The sequence below is a fragment of the Janthinobacterium sp. RA13 genome, from assembly GCF_000745325.1.
GTDB lineage: Bacteria > Pseudomonadota > Gammaproteobacteria > Burkholderiales > Burkholderiaceae_D > Janthinobacterium > Janthinobacterium rivuli.
In genome coordinates this window covers 4371976-4395116 of the sequence record NZ_JQNP01000001.1, presented here as the reverse complement: position 1 = coordinate 4395116, position 23141 = coordinate 4371976, and the positions used below count along the sequence as shown (strand labels likewise).

The window sequence follows — 23141 nt, the reverse complement described above, 5'->3', positions numbered from 1 at the left end:
ATGATGATTATTGGTATTGCAGCGCAGCATAAAAAGCCGCCACCCGCCCTCCATTTCCGCCCTGTGCGCAGGCGAAAAGGCGCGCCATGGCGCATTGCATCAATTGGCTTATCGATACCGTTTTGGATATCGGCTATGCGAAAAAAGTGATTGGTGAGGGATGGATGGACAAACTAGTATCAGCCGTGGCCTGCAATCGGCCATTCGCACGGAGCCCGCCCACTGGACGACGGCCCTGGCACATTCAACTATCGAAGACGGTGGAGACCTGAAATGAAAACAACAATGAAAATGCTGACCGCGAGCCTGGCGCTGGCCATCTCCGGCATGGCGGTAATGCCCGTGGCAAGCGCCGCCGACAAGGGCGCGATCGGCATCTCGATGCCAACCAAGTCGTCCATGCGCTGGATCGCCGACGGCGACAACATGGTCAAGGTATTCAAGGAGCGCGGCTACAAGACGGACTTGCAGTTTGCCGACGACGATATCCCGAACCAGCTGGCGCAAGTGGAAAACATGATCACCAAGGGCGCCAAGGTGCTGGTGATCGCCGCCATCGACGGCACCACCTTGTCGAACGTGCTGCAAAAGGCGGCCGACAAGGGTATCAAGGTCATCTCGTATGACCGTTTGATCCGCGGCACGAAAAACATCGATTACTACGCCACCTTCGACAACTTCCAGGTCGGCGTGCTGCAGGCGGGCTATATCGAATCGGCGCTGAAACTCAAGGAAGGCAAGGGTCCGTTCAATATCGAACTGTTCGGCGGCTCGGCCGATGACAACAACGCGCACTTCTTCTACAACGGCGCGCTGTCGGTGCTCAAACCGTACATCGACAGCGGCAAGCTGGTGGTGCGCTCGAAACAGATGGGCATGGAAAAGGTCGCCACCCTGCGCTGGGATGGCGCCGTGGCGCAAGCCCGCATGGACAACCTGCTCAGCGCCTACTACGGCAATGCGCGCGTCGACGCGGTGCTGTCGCCGTATGACGGCTTGAGCATCGGCATCCTGTCGTCGCTCAAGGGCGTCGGCTACGGCACGCCGAAACAACCGTTCCCCGTCGTGACGGGCCAGGATGCGGAAATCCCGTCGGTGAAATCGATCATCCGCGGCGAACAGGCATCGACCGTGTTCAAGGACACGCGCGAACTGGCCAAGGTCACGGCCAACATGGTCGACGCGATGATGAGCGGCAAGACGCCGACCGTCAACGATACCAAGACCTATAACAACGGCGTCAAGGTGGTGCCGTCCTACCTGCTGAAACCGGTCACCGTCGACAAGGCGAACTGGAAGCAGGTGCTCGTCACCGGCAGCGGCTACTACACGGAAGCACAAGTGAAATAAGCATCGACGGTACTGAAGGCCCGGCGCTGCCGGGCCTTTCGCTTCATGCGCGATCAAGAACAAGACTGCCGCACGACCGATGCCGACCAGCGCGGCCGTGCCAGAGAGGTTATATGACGAACACTATCCTGGAAATGCGCGGGATACGCAAAACATTCCCGGGCGTCGTTGCGCTCGACAATGTCAACCTGCGGGTACGCAGCGGCGAGATCCACGCCATCGTCGGCGAAAACGGCGCCGGCAAATCGACCCTGATGAAAGTGCTCAGTGGCGTCTACGGCCATGGCAGCTATACGGGCGACATCGATTACCTGGGCCAGACGCGGCACTTCCGCGGCATCAAGGACAGCGAAGAAATCGGCATCATCATCATCCACCAGGAACTGGCGCTGGTGCCTCAGCTGTCGATCGCCGAGAATATCTTCCTTGGCAACGAACCGTCCCGCATGGGCGTCATCGACTGGGAATACGCGCAAAGCAAGACGCGCGAACTGCTGCAGAAAGTCGGCCTGAAAGAGTCTCCGGACACCCTGATCACCAACCTGGGCGTGGGCAAGCAGCAGCTGATCGAAATCGCCAAGGCGCTGTGCAAGGACGTCAAACTGCTGATCCTCGACGAGCCGACGGCCAGCCTGAACGAAAGCGACAGCGCGGCCCTGCTCGACCTGCTGCTGGGCCTGAAAGCCCAGGGCATCGCCTCGATCCTGATTTCGCACAAGCTCAATGAAATTTCAAGAGTCGCCGATGCCATCACGGTGCTGCGCGACGGCAACACGGTCGACAGTTTCGACTGCCGCGTCGAACCCGTCAGCGAAGACCGCATCATCGAAAAAATGGTCGGGCGCGAAATGGCCGACCGCTATCCGCCGCGCACGCCGACGATAGGCGAGACCATTTTCGAAGTGCGCGACTGGCGCGTCTTCCATCCCGAGCATGCCGACCGCCCCGTCATCAAGGGCATCAACATGCATGCCAAAAAGGGCGAGATCATCGGCATCGCCGGCTTGATGGGCTCCGGGCGCACGGAACTGGCGATGAGCATTTTCGGACGCGCCTACGGCCAGCGCATCAGCGGCACGGTGCTCAAGAATGGCCAGGAGATCGACGTCAGCACCATCGGCAAGGCGATCGCCCATGGCCTCGCGTATGTCACGGAAGACCGCAAGGGCCTGGGCCTGATCCTCGAGGAAGACATCCAGAAGAACACCAGCCTGGCCAACCTGGACGCGATTTCCAAACACATGGTGATCGACGAGCAGCGTGAATTCGGCGTGGCCGAGGAGTTCCGCCGCAAGCTCAAGACCCGTTGCTCGAGCGTGGCGCAGAAGGTGGTCAATCTGTCCGGCGGCAACCAGCAGAAAGTGGTGCTGGCGAAGTGGCTGTTTTCGCGCCCCGACATCCTGATCCTCGATGAACCGAGCCGCGGCATCGACGTGGGCGCCAAGTACGAGATCTACAGCATCATCAGCGAGCTGGCCGCCGAAGGCAAATGCATCATCATGATTTCCTCGGAAATGCCGGAATTGCTGGGCATGTGCGACCGGATCTATGTCATGAACGAAGGCCGCTTCGCGGCCGAATTAAGCGCAGCAGAAGCGTCGCAGGAGCGGATCATGCGCGCGATCGTTACACACGGAGAAAACAATGGACAATAAATTGACAGCGGGCGCGCCGGCAGCGCCGGCGGCCGCACCGCAAGCGAAAAGCTATGCCGGCTTTTTGAAGAACAATATGCGCGACTACGGCATGCTGCTCTCGCTGATCGTCATCATGGGCTTTTTCCAGTACATGACCGACGGCACCCTGATGCAGCCGTTGAACCTGACCAACCTGGTGCTGCAAAACAGCTACATCGTCATCATGGCGCTGGGCATGCTGATGGTCATCGTGGCCGGCCATATCGATTTGTCCGTCGGCTCGGTGGTCGGCTTCGTCGGCGCGCTGGCGGCCGTCCTGATCGTCAACTACAACATGAATTTTGTCGCCGCCAGCATCATCTGCCTGCTGGCTGGCGCCGTCATCGGCGGCGCGCAAGGCTATTTCGTCGCCTTCTTCAAGATCCCGTCGTTTATCGTCACCCTGGCCGGCATGCTGGTGTTCAAGGGCCTGACCCTGGCGCTGCTCGCTGGCCAGTCGGTCGGCCCCTTCCCGGAAGGCTTCCAGATGCTCAGCTCGGGCTTTTTGCCCGATCCGTTCGGCGGAGAGAACCTGCGCGGGCTGTCGCTGCTGCTGGGCGTGATCGCCGCCGCGGCGCTGATCATCACCTCGCTGCGCAGCCGCGCCAAGCAACTGAAACACGGCATGGAAAACGAGCCGCGCGCCTTCTTCCTGCTGAAAAACGCGATCTTTGCCGCCGTGATGGTGTATTTCAGCTACCTGCTGGCGTCCTACCGCGGTTTTCCCAACGTGCTGGCCGTGATGTCGCTGCTCATCGTCGCCTACACCTTCATTACCAACCGCACCGTGCTGGGCCGGCGCGTGTATGCCGTGGGCGGCAACGAGAAAGCGGCGCGCCTGTCCGGCATCAAGACGGAACGGGTCAGCTTCTACACCTTCGTCAACATGGGCATGCTGGCCGCGCTGGCCGGCCTGATCTTCGCGGCGCGCCTGAACACGGCCACGCCGAAGGCAGGAACAGGATTCGAGCTGGACGTGATCGCCGCCTGCTTCATCGGCGGCGCCTCGGCGTCGGGCGGCGTGGGCAAGGTGATGGGGGCCGTCATCGGCGCCTTCATCATGGGCGTGATGAACAACGGCATGTCCATCATGGGCATCGGTATCGATTACCAGCAGGTGATCAAGGGCCTGGTGCTGCTGGCGGCCGTGTTCATCGACGTCATTAATAAAAATAAATGAGAAGAACAAGGAAGCACAGGTTCGAGCCTTAGGGGGCTCTGGCCGGCGCTTGCGCCGGCCTTTTTCATTTATGTGATCGCCAGCCGCGCAGCGCGATCCCCCCACCACGCCGCCTCCTCAAACACGGAAAAGCCCGACAAATCCGCATGCGCAAATAGAATCGCGCCATCGTGCTCGCGCAAGGCTTTGAGGCCCGCATTGCTGCGAAAGCCTGTCAGCGGCGCGGCCATGGCGTGGCCGCGCACGGTGATGTCGACGCGTTCGACGCAATTGGCAAAATCGCGTCCATACGCCGTTTTCAGGTCGACACTGGCCAGCGCCAGCAATTCTTCAGGGCCGGCCGTGTCGAGCCATTTGCGCGCTTCCTGCGGCGTGCGGTCGGACAGGGCCACGTAGGCGCTGAAGACGGTTTTCTCGGGCGGGCGCACGCGGATGTCCTGGTGCGTGGAGACGACATAGCCGAGGCCCGGTTCCTGGTACACGACGTTGTCCCAGCACAGGGGCGCATGCGGCAGTTCGTCGGGAAAGCGTTTCAGTAAAAAATTGGCCACCATCCATGGCGCATACGCGGGCGTATCGCGCTTCGCGTCAAAGCCATAGTCGGCGATATTTTTCACTACGCGGGCAGCCACATACAAGGGAATGGCGCAGATGGCCTTGCGCGCCTTGACCAGGTAGGTGCGCGGCTGGCCGTCGACCAGTTCCAGGCACAGCGCCTCGACGCCCTGGTCCGTCGTCTGCACGGAAACCACCGTGCCCGCATGACGTTTGACGCCCGAAGCCTGTTCCATGGCCGTGGCGACCGGCTGCATGCCGCCCGGCCAGGTCAGCCAGGCGCCATTGCCCGCATTCGCCGCCTGGCCCCAGCGGCTGCAGTAGTAATGCAGGCCGGCCCAGGCCGACACCTGGTCGTAGCGCGTGCCGTAGTCATCGCGGCAGCAGTAGTTCAGATACCAGTGCAGGGTGGGCGAGGTGTATCCCTCGCGCTCCATCCACTGTTTTAACGTGATGGTGTCGAGCGCCTGCCAGGCCGGGTCTTGCGACGATTCCACGGTAGGAAACACGAACACGCGCTTGCCGTCGTTGCCATGCGTCTGGCGCAGTTGCGCCACCTGCGCAAAGAAGCGCTCGTGCTGCGCCAGTTCCGCAGGCGGCACGCCTTCGGTGGGAATGAAGCCTTCCTGCCAGTGACCGTTGAACAGCAAGCGCTCTTCCGGCGCGTGCAGGATGTAGCGCTCGTCGTAGTACGGTTTTTCCGCCTGCGGATCGCGCTGGATAATCCCCAGGTCGAACAATATCTCTCGCACATGGGTCGACTCGGGCGACGGCAGCGGCAAATAATGGCCGCCCGTGGGATAGGCCAGGTCGGCAAAGTGCCCGCCCGCCGCGTTGCCGTAGGGCTGCGGGCCATCGATCATCAGGAAATCCTTGTGCCCCAGTTTATTCAGGCGCCAGGCGGCCGTCAGGCCGGCGATGCCGGAGCCGAGGATGGCCACGTCCGTGGTGATGGTTGCCGAGGGCGCCGGCAGCGCCGTGCGCTCGCGCAGCAGCTTGCGCAAATAGTGTCCCTCGCTGCGGCCCGGGTACAGCACCTTCGGCGTGATTTCCTGCCAGCGCAGGTAGGCGGCGATGCTGCCGATGCCGGCGGCCGCCGATGCGGTGCCGCCGGCAGCCCACAGCATGAAGGAGCGGCGCTGCATCAGCGGATCACCCGGTTCCAGTCTTGCTCGAATTCATGCACGAGCGACTGGGTATTCAGGCGATTTGGCGCCATCGGCAGCGGCTGCATGTCGGGCGGGAAGATGAACATTTCGCGCGTGGTGTCCGCATTCAGGTAGCGCATCGGCAGGCGGTAGGTCGTCGGCGGTGTGTAGTCGAGCTGGGGCGAGGCGAGGATAAAACCCCATTCGCCGAACGAGGGCACGTAGGCGTGATAGGGCCAGGTGCGCATGCCCACTTCACGCAGGGTCGAATTGATGGTCCAGTAGGCGTGCGGGGCAAAAAACGGCGACGTCGATTGCACCACCATCAGGCCCTTCGCCGCCAGGTGCTTTTTCACCAGGTCGTAGAACGGCACAGAATACAGTTTGCCGAGCGCGAAGCTGGACGGATCGGGGAAATCGACGATGGCCGCGTCGAACATGTCGCCGTTGTTGCGCAGCCAGACGGCGGCATCGGCATTGACGACAGTGACGCGCTTGTCCGAGAACGAGTTGTTATTCAGCTTGGCCAGCTCCGGGCGCGTGGTGAACGCGGCCGTCATGGCGGGGTCGAGGTCGACCACGGTGACGTGTTCGATCTGTGGATAACGGAGGATTTCGCGCAGGGCCAGTCCATCGCCGCCGCCCAGCACCAGCACGCGGCGCGCCCACGGCAAGGCTTCCAGCACGGGGTGCACGAGCGCCTCGTGGTAGCGGTATTCGTCGCGCGAGGAAAACTGCAAATTGCCATTGATGTACAGCCGCGTATCGTCCTTCCAGCGCGTGATCACCAGGCGCTGGTAGGGTGTGGTGGTGGAATACACGATCTGGTCGCCGAACAGGCCGTGTTCTCCCCAGGCCACCATGCGGTCCGACATGGCAAAGCCGGCGACGAGCAGCAGCATCACGGCGCAGGCGCGCAGCAGACGCCCGGTGAGATTTTTCAGCTCGGCGCGGAACACATAAATGCTCCACAGGCCCACGCCCACGTTGAGCATGCCGAACAAAAAGCCCGTGCGCACCAGGCCCAGATACGGCGACAGCACCAGCGGGAACAGCAGGGAGACGGCCAGCGCGCCCAGGTAATCGAAGGTCAGCACGCGGCTGACAAGTTCACTAAATTCCGTCTGGCGCGTGTTCAGGGCGCGCATCACGAGCGGCACTTCCATGCCGACCAGTGCGCCGATCAGGAACACCATCACATACAATAAGGTGCGAAATGGAGCGGCCATCCACGAAAAGGTCATGAACAGGATGGCGGCCGACAGGCCGCCGATCAAGCCCACGGCCAGTTCGATGTCGACGAAGCGCGACAGTACGTCGTCATCCTTGACATACTTTGAAAAGTGAGCGCCCACACCCATCGCAAACAGGTAGCAGCCAATAATGGTGGAAAACTGCAGGATGGAGTCGCCGAGCAGGTAGCTGGACATAGCGCCGGCGATCAGCTCATAGGCGAGGCCGCAGGAAGCGACCACGAAGACGGACAAAATCAGAATCTTTTTGTTCATTGGACTTTTTTTGTTCTAATATGCGTTGACGTTATCAAATGCTCATTGCGAGGAATGCCGTGCCCGACATCCTAAACTATCTGATCCACCTTTTACTGGCCGCCGCGCTGCTGATTGTATTTTTTATCATCTACACGCGCGTCACGCCGTATAACGAAGTGCTGCTGATCCGCCAGGGCAACCAGGCGGCGGCCCTGTCGCTGGGCGGCGCGCTGCTGGGCTTTTCCGCCACCATCGCCTCGTCCCTGATGCACACGGCCGGCTACCAGCAATTCTTCGCCTGGGCCTTCGGCGCCATGGTGGTGCAATTGCTCGCCTATGTGGTCACCACGCGTTTGCTGCGCATGTCGAAGGACCAGATCGAATCGAACAACAGCGCTTTCGGCGGCTTGCTGGCCGCCATTTCCCTGTCGATCGGCGCCATCAACGCCGCCTGCATTTCCTGACGTTTTACCTCATCAAGGACACCATCATGAGCCTCGGCAGCTTTATCAAGAAGCAGTTTATCGATGTACTGCAATGGAACGAAGAGACGGAAGGCGTACTGGCCTGGCGCTTCCCCATGCAGGATTTCGAGATCCAGAACGGCGCCATCCTGAATGTGCGCGAATCGCAGGTCGCCGTCTTCGTCAATGAAGGCAAGATCGCCGACGTCTTCGGTCCCGGCACGCACAAGCTGACGACGCAGACTTTACCGCTGCTGACCAATCTGAAAAACTGGGACAAGCTGTTCGATTCACCGTTCAAGTCGGACGTGTATTACTTCAGCACCCGCGTGCAGACGGGCCGCAAGTGGGGCACGCCGCAGCCGATCACCATCCGCGACAAGGATTTCGACATGATCCGCGTACGCGCCTTCGGCATGTACTCGTACCGCATCGCCGACGCCCGCACCTTCTTCACCGAGATCAGTGGCACGCGCGAAGTCTATACGCGCGACGAGGTGGAAGATCAATTACGCGGTATTTTGATGTCGAGCATGGCCAGCTCGCTGGGTGGCGCGAACGTTCCCTTCCTCGACATGGCGGCCAACCAGGCGCTGATGGCGCAGGAAGTCAAGGATGGCCTGGCGCAGGCGTTTGCCCGCTATGGCGTGGGTCTCGACGAATTCAACGTGGCCAGCATCAGCCTGCCCGAGGAATTGCAGGCGGCGCTCGACGAGCGCATCTCGGCCGGCATGAAGGGCGGCCTGGGCGCAGACAAGATGAGCGGCTTTACGAAATTCCAGGTGGCCAATGCGATTCCGCTGGCGGCGCAAAACGAAGGCGGCATGGCCGGCATCGGTGCGGGACTGGGCGCCGGGCTGTCGATCGGCCAGGTGATGGCGCAAAGCATGGGCGGCGCGCTGCAGCAGCCGGCTCCGGCCGCACCTGCGGCGCCACCGGCTCCTGCGGAAGTGCCGATCGAAGCGCGCCTGGAAAAACTCAAGGGCTTGCTCGACAAGGGTCTCATCTCGCCGGCCGACTACGACGGCGCCAAGGCTGAACTGCTGAAAAAACTGATCGGCTAAATATTAGCGAAATACGACTGCATGCAAACTGTTTCCTGTCCCAGCTGCGGCGCGGAAGTTCACTTCCGCTCACATGCTTCCGTGCTCGCCGTGTGCGAGTACTGCCACAGCACCATCCTCAAGGACGCCGATTCCGTCAGGGACGTGGGCAAGATGTCGGCCGTCCTGGAAGACTATACGCCGATCCAGATCGGCACGGCCGGCGTGCACGATGGCGTGCACTTCACCGTCGTCGGCCGCATCCAGCAGCGCTACAGCGCCGGCACGTGGAACGAGTGGTATCTGCTGTTCGACGATACAAGCACGGCGTGGCTGGGCGACTCATCCGGCCTGTACACCTTGACGCGCGAGCGCAGCACGCAAGGTAGCTTACCCGTCTTTGGCGAGCTGGCGCCGGGCAAGCGCTACACGATCTGCGGCGAGCCATACACGGCGGCCGAGATCCGCAACGCGGAATGCATCGCCGGCCAGGGCGAACTGCCGTTCAAGGTGGGCGCCGGCTGGCGCATCCAGGTGGCGGACTTCCGCAACTACGCCAGCTTTGTCACGCTTGACTACACGGATGGTCCGCAACCGGTCGTCTACCAGGGCGTCGCCGTCACCCTGGATAGTTTGCAGTGCCAGCTGCTGCGCGACGACGATGCCATCGCCAAAAGCGCCGGCAAATACCGCGGCAAGCTCGATGCGCTCGACTGCCCGTCCTGCGGCAGCGGCATCAAGTACGTACCTGGCGCGGCGGCGCAACTCGTGTGCCCCGCCTGCCATGCGCAGCTCGACGCCAGCGGCCAGGAAGCGCAAGTGCTGGCCATCGGCAAGCAGGTGCACGACAACGCCGACATCACGCTGGAACTGGGCGCCAGCGCAAAGATCAGCAATGTCGATTTCACGGTGATCGGCATGATGCGCCGCGCCGACGACGAAGGCAGCGAGTGGAACGAATACCTGCTGTACAACGCGCGCGCCGGCTTCTTCTGGCTGGTGGAGACGGACGATGGCTGGTCGCGCTCGAACGTGCTGCCGAACTGGCCCAACTGGGCATCGCTGGACGCCGCTACCTGCACGCTCGATGGCGCCACCTACCGCAAACTGTATGACTACGGCTCGCAGGTCGTGTATGCGGCGGGCGCCTTCAACTGGAAAGTGGCCGTCGGCGACAGCACGCATGTGCATGAATTCGAGCAGGGGCAGACCAAGCTGGCGGCGGAGCTCACCGGTGAGGAAATGACCTGGTCGCGCTCCGTGCCCGTCGCCTATGACCAGATGGCCGCCTGGTTCGGCGCCGCCTTCCATGGCGCCAGCAAAACGACGAATATCCAGCTGAGCCATCGCGGCATCGCCAAGGTCTTCATCGTCATCGTGCTGGTCCTGAATGCGATCCCGATGTTTGTCTCGTTCTCCAGCACCCTGATGTGGAGTTTGCTGGGCTGCCTGGCGCTGTTCCTGCCCGCCGCTTTTCTCGACAAGAATGCAAAGAATCCCCCATGAGTAAATACGTGATCTATGCCCTGATGGTGACCTTCAGTGTCACGGCCGCCAACTGGGTGCGCATGTTCAAGGTGGCCGGCAGCAGCAGCGGCAGCAGCTGGAGTTCGCGTACGGGCAGCGGCGGCGGCAGCTATGGCGGCGGCTCCAGCGGCGGCAGCCACAAGTAAGCATGGCAGCCACACCGCATCTGCCCCTGGGCACCCATTTGCTGGCCGATTTGTCGGACATCGCGCCGGAACGCCTGCGTGACTGCGCCGCGCTCGAGCGCCTGCTGCGCGATGCGGCCGTCGCGGCTGGCGCGCAAGTACTGCACAGCCATTTCCACAGCTTTGGCGCCGGCCAGGGCGTCACCGGCGTGGTGCTGCTGGCCGAGTCGCATATCTCCATCCACACGTGGCCGGAATGCGGCTTTGCCGCCGTCGATATCTTCATGTGCGGCGCGGCGCGGCCGCAACTGGCGCTCGACGCCATCAAGGACGCGCTGCAGGCGGCGCACTGCCAGCTGCAGTCCGTGCGGCGCGCGCCACCCGGGCAAGCATAAGCCCGCTGGTGGATCGCGGGGGGATCGCTTACACTGTCGGCTCATCTCCCAACCGTGACTTCCATGCGCCGTTCCGCCCTGCTTGCCCTGCCCCTGCTGCTGCTGGTTTCCGCCTGCAACGACTACACGGCGCCCAGCCTGTACCAGTCCACCACGCCCGAGTGCAAGACGTGGACGGAGGGTTCACGCTTCGAGCTGCCGCGCGGTATCAGCGTGTATGCCACGCCACCCGTCACCCTGAAGGAAGGCGGCACGGAGCTGGCGCTGATTTTTACGCTTCCCATCGGCACGCAAGCCAGTTTCACGCGCCTGTCCTTCCTGCTGGAAGAGCCGAAAAAGCCCCCCTTCGCCGAAGCGAAAGTGCTGACCATCTACCAGCGCGGCATGAACCGCAAGGCGGAAATCGTCGACGTCATCGAGCAGCTGCCCATCATGTTTTCCGCCGTCGGTTCAAGCGCCGAAACCCAGTGGCGCCTGCGCCTGCAACTGCCGCGCCAGCTGCCGCAGCGCTTTGACCTGTCGATGCCCGACATGCTCGTCGCCGGCAAGCGCTATCCGGTGCGCACCTTTACCTACCGCTACTTCCCCGAGCGCCAGGCTTACGGCATGTGCAGCTGAGCCACACCTTCCGTTGACGCCGGCGCACGCCGCTGGCACACTGGGGTTTTCCATCACACGTGAGGAGTAGACAACATGCGCCATTCGGATACTGCCGTGCTGTCGGCTGCCTGATCACCGTTTTTCTCCGCTAAGGCTCTTGGCCCGCAACTCCCCATACGCGTGATCGCGTAGCCGACGTTCCCTTTCTTTCGTGCCAGTCATGGCGACTGGCGGTGCCTGCACGCGCAGGCTGCATGTCCGCACGCGGACGACAGAATCTGGAATCACGCTACCATGATCGCATTCGATTTTGCGCAACTACGCCTTATCGGGCTGCAGCAGGCCATCGCCAGCGCAGCCACCCAACTCGAACTCTCTTCCCCAACCGCCCAACTGCTGCGCGTTTGCGCCGTGCACCGCGACAGCATCGGCGTGCACGACGGCATCCTGGAACAGCCGGCGCAAATCCTGCCGCGCCTGCTGCACGCGCTACAGGCGCAGGACCATATCCTCACAGTGGGCGACTGGGTCGCCGCCGAAGCCGACGCGCACGCTACGCTGTGGATAACGGCGCACTTATCCCCAGTCACGCAGATCGCCCGGCGCGGCAATGACGGCCGGCGCCAACTGCTCGCCAGCAATGTCGATACGGCCTTGCTGGTGATGGGACTGGACGAGGATTTCAACCCGCGCCGCCTGGAGCGCTATCTGTCCATCGTGCTGGCGGCCCAGGTCAGCCCCGTGGTGGTGCTGAGCAAGGCCGACGTGGCCGACGACGTGCCGGGCAAGCTGGCGCAGCTCAGACAGCGCCTGCCGCCCCACGTGCCCCTGTTTGCCATCGATACGCGGCATGCATATGACGTGGCCATCCTGGCACCGTGGTTGAATGCTGGCCAGACCCTGGTGCTGCTCGGTTCATCGGGCGCCGGCAAGTCCAGCCTGACCAATACCTTGTGCGCGACGGAGCAAACGACCAACGGCGTGCGCCATGGCGACGGGCGCGGCCGGCATACGACGACGGCCCGCTCGCTGCACCTGTGCGCCAGCGGCGCCTGCATCATCGACACGCCGGGCTTGCGCAGCTGGCGCGCCGATGCCGATGCGGATACGCTGGCGGCCACATTTGACGACATCGCGGCGCTGGCGACGACGTGCCAGTTCCGCGACTGCCGGCATGCCAGCGAGCCCGGTTGCGCCGTGCGCGGCGCCGTCGATGGGGACCGCCTGCGCAATTATCACAAGCTGCTGCGCGACGCGCGCCGTATCGACGAGACGCCGCTCGAGCGCATCGCCGCGCGCGCCAGGTGGAAGACGGTATTGAAGGCGGGACTGGAAAGGGGCAAGGACAAGCGCCGCTGATTTCTGCATAAAAAAAGGCTATGTCACCGTCAAATGTGGGAATGCGCCCAGCGTTGCTTTCAATAACGTTTCCGGTGAGCGGATACGCCTGGCGTCGAGTATCCAGCGCCATCCTAGGTAGTTCGGCAGGTAGCGCGTCGCCACGCCATGAAACGGACCCAGCCATTGCCGCAAACGGCTGTGATAGGCATTGACGTTCTGCACATGGGCGGCGCCCTGCACGCGGATGCCGGCGCGCAAGTTGACGGCCTGATGACTGATGCCCGCTTCCCTGGAAAAAGCCCGATAGGCGGCATGGCCATCGGTGACCAACAAGACGTCCTTGTCGATAACGGGTAACAGGCAATGATGCAGCTGCGCTTTCGTCAATGCCCCTTTGCCTGTGACGAAGTCCAGGGTCTGGCCCGTGCGGTCGCGCGCTATCAGGATGCAGACCTGCTCACTCGATATGCCGCGTTTGTGGGCATGGCCGCCCCGGCGGCGGGCCGGACGCGTCAGATGCCGCGATCCCTTTTCCGACTCCAGTAGATATAACTCGTCGGCCTCGGCGATGCCATGCAGGCCATGCGGCCGGTCCGTCTTTGCCAGCGATAAAAACCTGTGGCGCCAGCGAAACGTGGTGTTGCGGTGCACGCCCAGTTGGCTAGCCGCCTTGCGTACGGAATCCGATGCCAGCAGACAATCGGCGTAATCGAGCCACAGCGATTTATGGCGCAAGCGGGCCAACGGCGTGCCGGTGAGCGCATTGAAGGTGCGTCCGCAAGGCACGCAGCGGTAGCGCTGCAAGCCGTGCGCATGACCGTGCCGATGCAGGTGCTCTGAATGGCAGGCGGGACAGGCCAATCGCGGCTGGACCACACTTTCCAGCAGCGCGATGGTCGCGTCGTGTGGCGCGCTGCCACACAGCAGGGCAATGCTTGCTTGCCGCTGACGCTGGCTCAACTGAGCAAACTGCGCAATCAAGGTGATCCATTCGGCTGGCCGCATGATCTGCTCCCTGCGTGATTGATATGCAGAGTCAGACAGCACAGTCCAGGGAAGATTCCAGAATTTCCCCTAGTTGCCGATGACAGAGCCTAAAAAAAAGGCAGCCCGAAGGCTGCCTTTCTTGTGCGGCGCAGATGAATTACATCTTGCGCAGCTTCTGGATCGCTGCCAGTTGCGCAATCGCGCTGGCCAGCTCGGCTTGCGCTTGCGCGTAGTCGATGCCCGAATCCTTGTTGTGGATATTTTCTTCCGCCAACTTCTTCGCTTCCAGCGCTTTCGCTTCGTCGAGGTCGTGACCGCGGATCGCGGTATCGGCCAGGACGGTCACGGTATCCGGTTGCACTTCCAGCAGGCCGCCGGCAACGAAGACGAACTCTTCTTCAGCCTGGCCGACTACCTTGATGCGGACCGCGCCCGGACGGATGCGGGTAATCAAAGGCGTGTGGCGTGGGTAGATACCCAGCTCGCCTTGTTCACCCGGCAACGCGACGAATTCTGCTTCACCTGAAAAAATCAGTTCTTCAGCGGAAACCACGTCAACGTGAATTGTGTGTGCCATGTGTGTCCTATCGGGTTGAAGAACCCCGCCTTGTAAGGGGCGGGGTTAGGCCCAGACTTAACTTAGTTAAGTTTCTTGGCTTTTTCGATTGCTTCTTCGATCGTGCCGACCATGTAGAACGCTTGTTCCGGCAGGTGATCGAGTTCGCCCGAAGCGATCATTTTGAAGCCCTTGATCGTGTCTTTGAGCGAAACGTATTTACCAGGCGCGCCGGTAAAGACTTCAGCGACGTGGAAAGGCTGCGACAGGAAACGCTGCATCTTACGTGCGCGGGCGACCAGCAGTTTGTCTTCCGGTGCCAGCTCGTCCATACCCAGAATCGCGATAATGTCGCGCAATTCCTTGTAGCGTTGCAGGGTCGTTTGCACGGCACGCGCGGTGTCATAGTGCTCTTGACCAACGATCAACGGATCGAGCTGACGCGAGGTCGAATCGAGTGGGTCCACGGCTGGGTAGATACCCAGGGAAGCGATGTCACGCGACAGCGCAACGGTCGAATCCAAGTGAGCAAACGTGGTAGCAGGCGACGGATCGGTGTAATCATCGGCTGGAACGTAGACGGCCTGGATCGAGGTGATCGAACCGGTCTTGGTCGACGTGATACGCTCTTGCAGACGGCCCATTTCTTCAGCCAGGGTCGGTTGGTAACCCACAGCCGACGGCATACGGCCCAGCAGTGCCGACACTTCGGTACCAGCCAGCGTGAAGCGGTAAATGTTGTCGACGAAGAACAGAACGTCCTTGCCTTCATCACGGAACGATTCAGCGATCGTCAGGCCGGTCAGCGCGACGCGCAGACGGTTACCTGGCGGTTCATTCATCTGACCGTAGACCATCGCCACTTTGGAGTTCTCTGGATTTTCCAGATCGACCACTTTCGCGTCAGCCATCTCGTGGTAGAAGTCGTTACCTTCACGCGTACGCTCACCAACACCGGCGAACACGGACACGCCGCTGTGCGCTTTGGCGATGTTGTTAATCAGTTCCATCATGTTCACGGTCTTGCCTACGCCAGCGCCGCCGAACAGACCAACTTTACCGCCTTTTGCAAACGGGCACACCAGATCGATCACCTTGATGCCGGTTTCCAGCAGTTCTTGCGAAGGCGACAGTTCGTCGTATGCAGGAGCGGTGCGGTGGATCGACGCGATCTGCTCGTGCGACACGGGGCCGCATTCGTCGATCGGGTTGCCCAGCACGTCCATGATGCGACCCAGGGTTGCTTTACCGACTGGCACCATGATAGGTTTGCCGGTGTTCTGAATCATCATGCCGCGACGCAGGCCATCGGACGAGCCGAGTGCAATGGTACGGACAATGCCGTCGCCCAACTGCTGTTGTACTTCCAGGGTCAGTTCCGAGCCTGCCATCTTCAAGGCATCAAATACCTTAGGCATCGCGTTGCGGGGAAACTCAACGTCCACCACAGCGCCGATACACTGAACGATTTTGCCATCAGCCATGTTCGTTCCTTCAATATAGTTAAATTCGTTTAAACCGCAGCCGCACCGGCGACGATTTCGGAGAGTTCTTTGGTAATCGCAGCTTGGCGGGTCTTGTTGTAGATCAGCTTCAATTCGCCGATCACACTACCCGCGTTGTCGCTTGCAGCTTTCATCGCGACCATCCGTGCCGATTGCTCGGACGCCAGATTCTCCGCGACTGCCTGGTACACCAGCGCTTCTACATAGCGCTCCAGCAATTCGTCGATGATGCTTTGTGCATCCGGCTCGTAGATGTAATCCCACGAGTGTGCGCTCTTGTCGGCGACCATTTTGTCAGCCGTCAAAGGCAGCAGCTGTTCGACCACTGGTTCCTGCTTCATCGTGTTGATGAATTTGGTGTAGCACAGATACACTGCGTCGAGCTTGCCAGCCTGGAACTCTTCGAGCATGACCTTGACGGGTCCGATCAATTTTTCCAGATGGGGCGTATCACCAGTCTGAATGGCAGAGGCGACGATCTTGACGCCGATGCGATTCAAAAAACCCAAACCCTTGTTACCGATGGCAACTGCTTCAATCCGGTTGCCAGCTGCTTCCAGCTCGCGCGACTTCGACGTCACCTGGCGCAGGATGTTGGTATTCATGCCGCCGCACAGACCCTTGTCGGTCGTCACAACGATGAAACCTACTGCCTTCGCTTGCGTACCCTGGGCAGCTGCCAGGAACGGGTGCGTGTATTCCGGATTGGCATTCGCCAGATTGGCGGCGATATTCCGAATCTTGTCACTGTAGGGACGAGCGGCCCGCATCCGGTCTTGCGCCTTGCGCATTTTGGACGCGGCGACCATTTCCATCGCCTTGGTGATCTTCTTCGTATTCTCTACGCTCTTGATCTTGCCTCGTATCTCTTTGCTTGATGCCATGAGTCCTTACTCCTTCTGCGCGTAGGGCGGCGCCTCACTCAAGGTGGGCGCCGCCTGGCCGCTTAATATGCGCCGGATTTCTTGAAATCAGCAATGGCCGCCGACAGAGTTGCTTCGCTGTCTTTGTCGAGTTGCTTGGTTTCTTCGATCTTGGCCAGCAGAGCAGCTTGCTTGGTCTTCATGTAAGCGTGGACACCAGCTTCGAACGACAGCACTTGCTTGACTGGCACGTCGTCCATGAAGCCTTTGTTCACCGAGAACAGCGATACGGCCATCAGCGAGATCGACAGTGGCGAGTATTGGGCTTGCTTGAGCAATTCCGTCACGCGGGCACCACGGTCCAGCTGCTTGCGGGTCGATTCATCGAGGTCCGAAGCGAACTGCGCAAATGCGGCCAGTTCACGGTACTGCGCCAAGTCGGTACGGATACCACCGGACAGGTTTTTGATGACCTTGGTCTGGGCGGCGCCACCGACGCGCGATACGGAAATACCGGCGTTAATTGCAGGACGGATACCGGCGTTGAACAGCGAGGTTTCCAGGAAGATCTGACCGTCGGTAATCGAAATCACGTTGGTTGGAACGAATGCGGACACGTCGCCAGCTTGCGTTTCAATGATCGGCAGTGCCGTCAGGGAACCGGTCTTGCCTTTGACGGCGCCGTCGGTGAACTTCTCGACGTAGTCGGCGTTCACGCGTGCTGCGCGTTCCAGCAGGCGGCTGTGCAGGTAGAACACGTCGCCTGGGTACGCTTCGCGACCTGGTGGACGGCGCAGCAGCAGCGAGATTTGACGGTATGCAACAGCTTGTTTGGACAGATCATCGTAGACGATCAGGGCATCTTCACCGCGGTCACGGAAGTATTCGCCCATGGCGCAACCGGAGTACGGCGAGATGTATTGCATGGCGGCCGATTCCGAAGCGGAAGCGGCGACAACGATGGTGTATTCCATCGCGCCGTGCTGTTCCAGCGAGCGCACGATGTTCTTGATCGACGAGGCTTTTTGGCCAATCGCGACGTAGATACATTTCATGCCCTGGCCTTTTTGATTGATGATCGCATCAATCGCCACAGCCGACTTGCCGGTTTGACGGTCGCCGATGATCAGTTCGCGCTGGCCGCGGCCAACTGGAACCATCGCATCGATCGACTTCAGGCCGGTTTGCATTGGTTGCGAAACGGATTCACGGGCGATCACGCCCGGTGCGATTTTTTCAATCGCGGCCGTCAGTTTGGTCTCGATGGCGCCTTTGCCGTCGATCGGCTGGCCCAGCGCGTTGACAACGCGGCCGAGCAGCTCAGGACCGACTGGCACTTCCAGAATGCGGCCGGTGCATTTCACCGTGTCGCCTTCGGAGATGTGCTCGTAGGCACCCAGAATCACGGAACCGACGGAGTCGCGTTCCAGATTCATTGCCAGGCCAAACGTGTTGCCTGGGAATTCCAGCATCTCGCCTTGCATCACGTCCGACAAACCGTGGATGCGGCAGATACCGTCGGCGACGGAAATAACCGTGCCTTGATTACGCACTTCAGCGCCGCCGTCAAGACCTTGGATCCGGCTCTTGATCAACTCGCTGATTTCAGATGGGTTGAGTTGCATACTAACTCCTAAAAGTGTTTCTCTCAGCTTGCGCGAGGGGTAAGGGTCTGTCTAAGCTGGCCTGCCGAAGCGCGTGTCTTACGACACCAGTGCAGCGTGCAGTTGCTGCAGCTTGGCGCGCACCGAGGTATCGAGCACTTGGTCGCCAACGACCACGCGCACGCCGCCGAGCAGCGATGGATCCACTGTGACGGCAGGGTTGAGCTTACGACTGAATTTCTTTTCCAGCGTTGCGACCAGCTCGGCCGTTTGGCCTTCGCTCAGATCGAAAGCGCTCGTGATCTCGGCGTCAGCCGCACCTTCCAGGCCATTTTTCAGGGCATGGAATTGCGCGCCGATTTCCGGCAGCAGGCTGATGCGGCCATTTTCGATCAACATCGTGACGAAGTTTTTCACTTCCTCATTGAGCGGCGATTTCAACAACGACAGGATGGTGGCGGCGACGTCGCTTTCCGAAACTTTCGGATTGCGCGCGTACGCCTGTACCTCGGGGTGGCTACCGATCTGTGCCAGTTCGGACACCAGCTCGGACCACGCCGCGAGGTTGCTTGACTCCTTACCAGCTTGGGCTACGCGGAACAAAGCTTCCGCGTAGGGACGGGCGACGGTTGCGAGTTCTGCCATGATTACAGCTCGACAGCAAGACGCTGCAACATTTCGGCGTGAGCCGTAGCGTTAACTTCACGCTTCAAGATCTGCTCGGCACCCTTGACAGCCAGGTCAGCCACCTGAGCGCGCAATTGTTCGCGTGCTTTCGACAGTTGCTGTTCGGCGTCCGACTGGGCTTGCGCAATGATACGCGCAGCTTCAGCTTGTGCATTTTGCTTGATCTCTTCAGCAACCAGCTGCGCGCGCTTTTCAGCGTCCGCAACGCGTTGCGACGCTTCTTCACGTGCACTGTTCAATGCCTCTTGCGCACGCTTTTCAGCGACTGCCATCGAAGCCTGACCTTGATCGGCCGCAGCCAATCCATCCGCGATTCGTTTGGCACGCTCATCCAGCGCGTTGTTCAGCGCTGGAAATACGAACTTCATCGAGAACCAGACCAACACCGCGAAGGTGATCATCTGGCCGATGAGCGACATATTGATGTCCATACCTTTGCTCCTAACTAAAAGTTTCTCCTAGGGTTGGAGCGAATTACTGAGCAACAGCCGTCAGAGCGGACAGGAACGGGTTAGCGAACGTGTACAGCAGAGCAACACCAACGCCGATCATCGAGATAGCATCCAGCAGACCAGCGATAACGAACAGTTTGGTTTGCAGTTGTGGCATCAGTTCTGGTTGACGTGCCGAAGCTTCCAGGAATTTGCCACCCAAGATAGCGAAGCCCAGAGCGGTGCCGATTGCGGCCAGGCCGATGATGATTGCTGCTGCCAGAACGGTCATGCTTTGTACTTGTGCGATCAGAGCTTGCATAAAATTCTCCTAAATTTAAAAACGAAAGATACTAAAAAAACAAAATATAAAGTTAATGATTAATGTTTCTCAACCGCGAGGCTCAGATACACAACCGTCAACGCCATAAACACAAAAGCTTGCAAAGTTACAATCAAGATATGGAAAATTGCCCATGGACCACCCAACGCCCACTGTGCCCACCAAGGCAACAACGCGATCAAGATGAAAATCAGTTCGCCGGCATACATATTGCCGAACAGTCGCAGCGACAGGGAGATCAGTTTTGCAACCAGCTCAACCATTTGCAGCAAGAAATTGACAGGTGCCAGGGCGATCGTGGCGATCAGGCCATTCGCATGGAACGGTGCCGTGAACAGTTCCTTGATCCAGCCGCCCAGGCCCTTGGCCTTGATCGAGAAGGCGATCACGCACAACACGACCGACAGCGACATGGCGAAGGTGTGGTTGACGTCGGCGGTCGGCACGGCGCGCAGTTTATGCACGCCAAACCAGCTCAGGATCTTCGGCAACAGGTCAACCGGCAGGAAGTCCATCGCGTTCAGCAACCAGACCCACACAAAAATAGTGATGGCCAGCGGCGCGATGACCTTGCTTTTCGCGTGGAAGGCCCCATTAATAGTGTCATTGACGATTTCCATGACCATTTCGACGAAGTTTTGCAACTTGCCAGGGACACCAGCCGTCGCGCGGCGCGACGCCATATAGAAAACAGCCAGGAAAACAAAGCCCAGAATGGCCGAAATCCAGAACGTATCCAGATTGATCATGCCGTCGGCACTTCTCAGGTGGGCCAGATGGTGACTGATGTATTCTGTGGCGTTGGCCGGGGCAGCATGGCCCGCTTCAATAGCGTGTTCTGTGGTCATAATGAATTTAGATTTGTCGTTTCAGAGCTCAACAGGCCCCAAAACCAATGATTAAACAGCGAGCAATGAAAACCAGTATGCTAAGGTTGCCACCGCGAAACCCAAGATCAGCCATAACCAGGCGGCCGACTGAAACAACACCAGTGCCAATATAAACAGCACCGCTGTGATAAATATTTTCACCACTTCTGCGCGCAAATGCGCCCGGAATGCCTTGTTGGCGTCGCTAGAACCGCGAACCACCAACAGGGCATACACCAGGCTACCGATGACTGCGATAGCGCCGCCGTATGCGGCGGACCAGCCTCTGACATTGCCACCAAAAAACAGGGTGACCGTGGCAAAGCTGATAGCGATTGCTAGCTGCAATGCAACTACTTTGTAGACTGGCTTGGCAATACTTTGTTGTGAATCACTCAATTGCCAAGTTCCCAGAAAAATCTACACACGCAAAGACACGGGATTATAGTTGGCTTTGATCTATAGAGTCAAACGTTGCTGCACCGCAGCAGGGCAATTGCTGCGTGAAACTGACGCTTTACCGACTATTCGCCGCCTTTTGCACCACTATATGGCAAAGCCGCTTGTCTGGCCGCTTCCAGCCGTGTTATCAAGGAATCACGTGGTCCATCCGGAAAGCATGGCCGGATTGTCCACACCGCAGCTCCCCTGCCTTTGCAGCTTGCTATTTAACCACGCAAGCGGGTCAACAAACCATCGAGCACGTCAAGATCGGCAAAATCAATCACCAATTGGCCACGGCCCTTGTTGCCCATCTTGAACACCACGGGCGTGGCCAGCGCATCGGACAGCTCTTCTTCCAGGCGCGCGATGTCGCCGGACTTTTCCTTCTGCCGCGGCTCGACCGGGTTGGCCGCTTCCTCGACCGTGCGCGTCACGAGCTTTTCCGTTTCGCGCACGGACAGGCGCTTGGCCACGACCTGGTTGGCCAGCGTGATCTGGCTGGCCGCATCGACGGCCAGCAACGCGCGCGCATGGCCCATGTCGATATCGCCGGCCATCAACATGGTTTGCACGGGACTGGCCAGGTTCATCAAACGCAACAGGTTCGACACAGCGCTGCGCGAGCGTCCCAGCGCAGTGGCCGCTTGCTCATGCGTAAAACTGAAGTCGGCGATCAGGCGGTGAATGCCCTGCGCTTCTTCCAGCGGATTCAAGTCTTCGCGCTGGATGTTCTCGATCAGCGCCATGGCCGCGGCGGCCAGGTCGTCCACGTCGCGCACCAGCACCGGCACTTCCGTCAGGCCGGCCAGTTGCGACGCGCGGAAACGGCGTTCGCCGGCGATGATTTCATATTTGACAAGCCCGCTCAAGGTGTCTTGCCCGATCGGGCGCACCAGGATCGGCTGCATCAGCCCTTGCGCCTTGATCGAGGCGGCCAGTTCGTTCAAAGCCCCCTCGTCCATGCGCGTGCGCGGCTGGTATTTGCCGGCTTGCATTTGCGACACGGGCAAGTTCGACGGTTGATGCGTGTCCGCACTGGCGAAGTCGCCACCGCCGCCGCCCAACAGGGCGTCGAGTCCGCGACCCAGTCCTTTTAATTTTTTCGTAGCCATGCTGTCCTAATCGTGTTTTCCGAGTAAGCGCTTACATCTTGATGTGCAGACGCTCGCCCCTTGTTTACATATGTTTGATGCGTTCGACCATCTCGGCGCCGAAGGCGATATACGCCTGGGCACCTTTCGAGCTGGGGTCGAAGGTCACGCCGGGCAGGCCGTACGATGGCGCTTCGGCCAGACGCACGTTGCGCGGGATGATGGTATTGAATACCTTGTCGCCGAAGTGCTGTTCCAGCTGGGCCGACACTTGTTGTGATAATGTCATGCGTGGATCGAACATCACGCGCAAGAGTCCGATGATCTTCAGATCCGGGTTCAGGTTGGCATGCACCTTCTTGATGGTATTGACCAGATCGGACAAGCCTTCCAATGCGTAGTACTCGCACTGCATCGGGATGATCACGCCATGCGCGGCGCACAGGCCGTTCAGGGTCAGCATCGATAATGCCGGTGGGCAATCTACCAGGATGAAATCGTATTCGCCGTCCACTTCGGCCAGCGCATCCTTCAGGCGGCGTTCGCGGTTGTCGAGTTCGACCATCTCCACTTCGGCGCCGGCCAGCTCGCGGTTCGACGGCAAGACATCGAAGCGCCCCGCTTCCGAACGCTGGCGTGCCGTTTTGACATCGGACTCGCCCAGCATGACTTCATAGGTCGACGCCTTCAGGCCGGCCTTGTTGATGCCGGCGCCCATGGTCGCATTGCCCTGCGGGTCGAGGTCGACCAGCAGCACGCGCTGGTTCAATTTGGCCAGACCGGCGGAGAGGTTGACGCTTGTTGTGGTTTTACCAACACCACCCTTTTGATTTGCTACACAAAAAATTTTGGCCATGTATCTTCTAG

24 protein-coding genes are annotated in these 23141 nt (G+C 60.0%); 10 read left to right on the top strand and 14 right to left on the bottom strand.

Annotation, left to right across the window (positions count from 1 at the left end; translation table 11 throughout):
• Nucleotides 1-327 precede the first annotated feature (327 nt).
• The 3 genes from chvE (at nt 328) to mmsB (ending at nt 4206) form a co-directional block, all read left to right on the top strand.
• Nucleotides 328-1350 carry a multiple monosaccharide ABC transporter substrate-binding protein gene (gene chvE, locus FG13_RS19370; protein ID WP_223278970.1) on the top strand — a complete coding sequence of 341 codons (1023 nt, stop codon included), beginning with the start codon at nt 328-330 and terminating at the stop codon, nt 1348-1350.
• 113 nt (nt 1351-1463) lie between these two features.
• Nucleotides 1464-3005 carry a multiple monosaccharide ABC transporter ATP-binding protein gene (gene mmsA, locus FG13_RS19365; protein ID WP_035823486.1) on the top strand — a complete coding sequence of 514 codons (1542 nt, stop codon included), beginning with the start codon at nt 1464-1466 and terminating at the stop codon, nt 3003-3005.
• Nucleotides 2995-4206: a multiple monosaccharide ABC transporter permease gene (gene mmsB / locus FG13_RS19360; RefSeq protein WP_035823484.1), complete on the top strand. Its 1212-nt coding sequence runs from the start codon at nt 2995-2997 to the stop codon at nt 4204-4206. Before mmsA ends, mmsB begins: the two co-directional genes overlap by 11 nt.
• 68 nt (nt 4207-4274) lie before the next feature.
• Here the strand turns inward: mmsB and FG13_RS19355 are convergent, their stop codons facing one another.
• The gene (locus tag FG13_RS19355; RefSeq protein ID WP_035823482.1) at nt 4275-5906 is read right to left on the bottom strand and encodes an NAD(P)/FAD-dependent oxidoreductase; all 1632 of its coding nucleotides are present in this window, start codon (nt 5904-5906) and stop codon (nt 4275-4277) included.
• On the bottom strand, nt 5906-7417 hold the full coding sequence (locus FG13_RS19350; protein ID WP_035823480.1) for a polyamine aminopropyltransferase: 1512 nt from the start codon (nt 7415-7417) through the stop codon (nt 5906-5908). Before FG13_RS19350 ends, FG13_RS19355 begins: the two co-directional genes overlap by 1 nt.
• A 59-nt stretch (nt 7418-7476) precedes the next feature.
• Here FG13_RS19350 and FG13_RS19345 point away from each other — a divergent pair, with 59 nt between their 5' ends.
• The 7 genes from FG13_RS19345 to rsgA all read left to right on the top strand — a co-directional run bounded on the left by FG13_RS19345 (nt 7477) and on the right by rsgA (nt 12912).
• Nucleotides 7477-7863 (top strand): DUF350 domain-containing protein, encoded by a 387-nt coding sequence (locus FG13_RS19345; RefSeq protein WP_081922834.1) that lies wholly within the window; start codon nt 7477-7479, stop codon nt 7861-7863.
• 26 nt (nt 7864-7889) lie between these two features.
• Nucleotides 7890-8927, top strand: a complete 1038-nt coding sequence (locus tag FG13_RS19340) for an SPFH domain-containing protein (RefSeq protein WP_035823476.1) — start codon at nt 7890-7892, stop codon at nt 8925-8927.
• Between the two features lie 21 nt (nt 8928-8948).
• On the top strand, nt 8949-10412 hold the full coding sequence (locus FG13_RS19335) for a DUF4178 domain-containing protein (protein ID WP_035823474.1): 1464 nt from the start codon (nt 8949-8951) through the stop codon (nt 10410-10412).
• A complete protein-coding gene (locus FG13_RS30715) occupies nt 10409-10579 on the top strand; it encodes a hypothetical protein (RefSeq protein ID WP_157814714.1) in 171 nt (56 codons plus the stop codon). The genes FG13_RS19335 and FG13_RS30715 overlap by 4 nt, the downstream gene beginning before the upstream one ends.
• A 2-nt stretch (nt 10580-10581) precedes the next feature.
• Nucleotides 10582-10953 carry an adenosylmethionine decarboxylase gene (gene speD, locus FG13_RS19330; protein ID WP_035823472.1) on the top strand — a complete coding sequence of 124 codons (372 nt, stop codon included), beginning with the start codon at nt 10582-10584 and terminating at the stop codon, nt 10951-10953.
• A gap of 63 nt (nt 10954-11016) precedes the next feature.
• The gene (locus FG13_RS19325; protein WP_035823470.1) at nt 11017-11571 is read left to right on the top strand and encodes a hypothetical protein; all 555 of its coding nucleotides are present in this window, start codon (nt 11017-11019) and stop codon (nt 11569-11571) included.
• Nucleotides 11572-11847: 276 nt separating this feature from the next.
• Nucleotides 11848-12912, top strand: a complete 1065-nt coding sequence (gene rsgA, locus FG13_RS19320; protein WP_035823468.1) for a ribosome small subunit-dependent GTPase A — start codon at nt 11848-11850, stop codon at nt 12910-12912.
• Nucleotides 12913-12930: 18 nt separating this feature from the next.
• Here rsgA and FG13_RS19315 read toward each other — a convergent pair whose 3' ends face one another.
• The 12 genes from FG13_RS19315 to FG13_RS19260 all read right to left on the bottom strand — a co-directional run bounded on the left by FG13_RS19315 (nt 12931) and on the right by FG13_RS19260 (nt 23130).
• Entirely contained in the window at nt 12931-13899 is a 969-nt protein-coding gene (locus FG13_RS19315) for an IS1595 family transposase (RefSeq protein WP_035823467.1), read from the bottom strand.
• Between the two features lie 139 nt (nt 13900-14038).
• Entirely contained in the window at nt 14039-14458 is a 420-nt protein-coding gene (locus FG13_RS19310; RefSeq protein WP_034752707.1) for a F0F1 ATP synthase subunit epsilon, read from the bottom strand.
• A 62-nt stretch (nt 14459-14520) separates the two neighbouring features.
• Nucleotides 14521-15921: a F0F1 ATP synthase subunit beta gene (gene atpD, locus FG13_RS19305; protein WP_034752705.1), complete on the bottom strand. Its 1401-nt coding sequence runs from the start codon at nt 15919-15921 to the stop codon at nt 14521-14523.
• A gap of 29 nt (nt 15922-15950) precedes the next feature.
• Nucleotides 15951-16826, bottom strand: coding sequence for a F0F1 ATP synthase subunit gamma (gene atpG / locus FG13_RS19300; protein ID WP_035823466.1), 876 nt, complete (start codon nt 16824-16826; stop codon nt 15951-15953).
• A 62-nt stretch (nt 16827-16888) separates the two neighbouring features.
• Nucleotides 16889-18430 carry a F0F1 ATP synthase subunit alpha gene (gene atpA / locus FG13_RS19295; RefSeq protein ID WP_034752701.1) on the bottom strand — a complete coding sequence of 514 codons (1542 nt, stop codon included), beginning with the start codon at nt 18428-18430 and terminating at the stop codon, nt 16889-16891.
• Nucleotides 18431-18508: 78 nt separating this feature from the next.
• Complete coding sequence (locus FG13_RS19290) at nt 18509-19054, bottom strand: F0F1 ATP synthase subunit delta (RefSeq protein WP_034752699.1); 546 nt, start codon at nt 19052-19054, stop codon at nt 18509-18511.
• 2 nt (nt 19055-19056) lie between these two features.
• The gene (locus tag FG13_RS19285; RefSeq protein WP_034752697.1) at nt 19057-19527 is read right to left on the bottom strand and encodes a F0F1 ATP synthase subunit B; all 471 of its coding nucleotides are present in this window, start codon (nt 19525-19527) and stop codon (nt 19057-19059) included.
• Between the two features lie 43 nt (nt 19528-19570).
• On the bottom strand, nt 19571-19849 hold the full coding sequence (gene atpE / locus FG13_RS19280; RefSeq protein ID WP_034752695.1) for a F0F1 ATP synthase subunit C: 279 nt from the start codon (nt 19847-19849) through the stop codon (nt 19571-19573).
• Between the two features lie 59 nt (nt 19850-19908).
• Complete coding sequence (atpB, locus tag FG13_RS19275; RefSeq protein ID WP_051959258.1) at nt 19909-20718, bottom strand: F0F1 ATP synthase subunit A; 810 nt, start codon at nt 20716-20718, stop codon at nt 19909-19911.
• A gap of 51 nt (nt 20719-20769) precedes the next feature.
• Complete coding sequence (locus FG13_RS19270) at nt 20770-21138, bottom strand: ATP synthase subunit I (RefSeq protein ID WP_035823464.1); 369 nt, start codon at nt 21136-21138, stop codon at nt 20770-20772.
• Between the two features lie 269 nt (nt 21139-21407).
• On the bottom strand, nt 21408-22295 hold the full coding sequence (locus FG13_RS19265) for a ParB/RepB/Spo0J family partition protein (protein WP_035823462.1): 888 nt from the start codon (nt 22293-22295) through the stop codon (nt 21408-21410).
• Nucleotides 22296-22359: 64 nt separating this feature from the next.
• The gene (locus FG13_RS19260) at nt 22360-23130 is read right to left on the bottom strand and encodes a ParA family protein (protein ID WP_034752687.1); all 771 of its coding nucleotides are present in this window, start codon (nt 23128-23130) and stop codon (nt 22360-22362) included.
• Nucleotides 23131-23141: the final 11 nt, after the last annotated feature.